Annotated in this window: 3 protein-coding genes; all 3 read left to right on the top strand. The window is 41.2% G+C overall.

The annotated features are described in order from the left end of the window. Positions 1–1,083, top strand: a 1,083-nt coding sequence (locus WMO25_RS17240) for a tyrosine-type recombinase/integrase (RefSeq protein ID WP_349086406.1), incomplete at its 5' end; no start/stop codon positions are given. After that, positions 1,083–2,066 carry a tyrosine-type recombinase/integrase gene (locus WMO25_RS17235; protein WP_287778590.1) on the top strand — a complete coding sequence of 328 codons (984 nt, stop codon included), beginning with the start codon at positions 1,083–1,085 and terminating at the stop codon, positions 2,064–2,066. The genes WMO25_RS17240 and WMO25_RS17235, both read left to right, overlap by 1 nt. Further along, positions 2,059–2,329 (top strand): phage integrase SAM-like domain-containing protein (locus tag WMO25_RS17230; protein ID WP_349086404.1); only part of this gene is annotated, 271 nt, incomplete at its 3' end. The genes WMO25_RS17235 and WMO25_RS17230, both read left to right, overlap by 8 nt.

Below are 2,329 nucleotides of genomic sequence, written 5' to 3'. Positions count from 1 at the left end.
TATCATCCGGATATCGTTTGGATATGGTTCTCTGAGGTAAAAAATACACTGGGAACTTCCTGGCTTCACTGGAGAAGAGTTCTGAGTTTTTGTAATGAATATCTTCTTAGCGGCGATATCCACCCGGGTGGGAAATATAAATACATTCCTACCATATATGATGAACTCCCTGAATGGTGTAAGGAAGCCGTCGCAGGTCTTTTAGAACAGAAAAAACGTGAATATCGCGAAAGCGGTACACTTAAATCTTATCGATGTTCCTGTGCAAGCTTTTGTCTGTTTTTGATCGATCATGGGTATGACAGTTTCAAACAGATTTCTCCAGAGATAATCAAAGAATTCTCAATCCAGGATGAACATTCCACATTTAAAGGCCGTGCCACCCGCTTTGTAATCGTAAGAGCCTTCCTACGCTATCTTGAGGAACATCGATATACAGAAAGACATGGTCTGGATCAATGTCTTATATCAGGAAGTGCACCCGTAGATAAGATCATTGATGTTTTGTCCGATGAACAGATTCAGAGGATCCAGGAGTACCGGCTGACCCATAATGCCCCTGTAGAACTTCGCGACATTGCCATTGTTTTGCTTGGCCTAAAAACAGGACTGAGGGCCTATGATATCCTGGCACTCCGTTTTCAGGATATCGACTGGAAGAAATGCCAGATCTCAATCATCATGAAAAAAACGAAAACACAGATCACTCTTCCAATGCCTGTTGAAGTGGGAAATGCTATATATTCATACCTGAAATACGGCAGACCTGATGCAGAAAGCGATTTTATTTTTGTAAGATCCAAAGCCCCGTATGGAAGATTGACTGGTAAAGTATGTACCAGAGCACTTTACCGTATCCTGCCCGAAAGAAATGATGTAAAGGGCGGCGGTTTTCATGTGACACGCAGGACTTTTGCTACAAATCTGCTGAAAAATCATGCCGGCATCGATGATGTAATGGATGCACTTGGTCATCGTGATCCGACAAGCGTAATGAAATACCTTCTTCTGGATGATGAAAGAAGCAGAAAATGTGGATTATCATTGTCAGACATCGGACTGATGCTGGAAGGAGGTCTGTAATGAAGATTCTCGGATATGAATATCAAAGCTGTTTTGCTCCGTATATTAAACAGTTTCTACAGGAAAAGAGGTCTGTTGGATTCTCTTATGAAACTGAAGAATGGAAACTGAAACATTTTGACGATTTTTGTGTAAAAGAATCCGTTATACAGCCATATCTCAGCAGGGAACTGGTCAAAAAATGGGGGACATTGCGTGAAGGAGAAGCATTATCTACCTGTTCAGCACGTACTTCTATCATCCGTCAGTTTGCGTTATTCATGATCTCCCTCGGTGAGGAAGCATATATTCCGTCGAATTTTTATAAATGTGAAAAAAGACTGGTGCATGTCTTGTCAGATGATGAAATATCAGCATTCTTTCATGAAATCGACAGTTATTCTCCAGAGATAAAAGTGCCCTCGTTTTTGCGTCTGTCTACAGAGTATAAAGTGATCTTCAGATTGATCTATTGTTGTGGCCTGCGTATTTCAGAAGCGAGAAAACTGAAGTGGAGTGATGCAGATCTTGAAGCGGGAACATTAAAAATCATGCAGTCAAAAGGTCATAAAGACAGGCTAATATATATGTCAGATGATCTTGCTGTGTTAATGAAGGAATATAAGACGATACTGAATGATCATCATGGATGCGTATCAGAATGGGTTTTCCCTGCAAGAGAACCGGGCAACTGCCTGTGTTCTGTCACTATAAACGCAGCATTTCGCAGGGCATGGAATGCAACACCATATGCAGAAGGCTGTGACAAAACTCCTACTGTTCACTGCCTCAGACATAGCTTTGTAGTAAAAAGGATGAATCTCTGGATGGAAGAAGGTATCGCACTTAAGGAGATGCTTCCATTTCTGAGCCGGTATCTGGGACATCAGAGTACGGATGATACTTTTTATTATTACCATCAGGTCAGCGAAGCTTTCCGGATCATCAGAGACAGGGACAAGACTTCAGGTTTCGTTATCCCGGAGGTGACTGACCATGAGTAGAAAAAAAGTGGAAAAGATACTGTTTTTCTCAAAAACACTGGATTTTCTTGAGCATTACCTGCCTGATCAGTCATTGAAAAGCCGGAATACAATAGAAACCTACCGGGATGCTTTGACCGTGTTCAGAAGATATATAACCGATACTATGAATTTATCACTTCGTACCTTTGGCTTTGAGGATTGTACACATGATTTTCTGTTATCATACATAGAGTTCCTGCATAAAAACGGTAACAGCGAAACCACTTGTAATAACAGGCTTG

The sequence above is a fragment of the Coprococcus intestinihominis genome (genome assembly GCF_040096555.1).
Lineage (GTDB): Bacteria > Bacillota > Clostridia > Lachnospirales > Lachnospiraceae > Coprococcus_A > Coprococcus_A intestinihominis.
This window is presented reverse-complemented; position numbering and strand designations above follow the sequence as displayed.

Bases quoted from the DNA above. Each gene is read 5' to 3' on its own strand.
- WMO25_RS17235 (WP_287778590.1), top strand. From the start codon at position 1,083: ATGAAGATTCTCGGATATGAATATCAAAGCTGTTTTGCTCCGTATATT.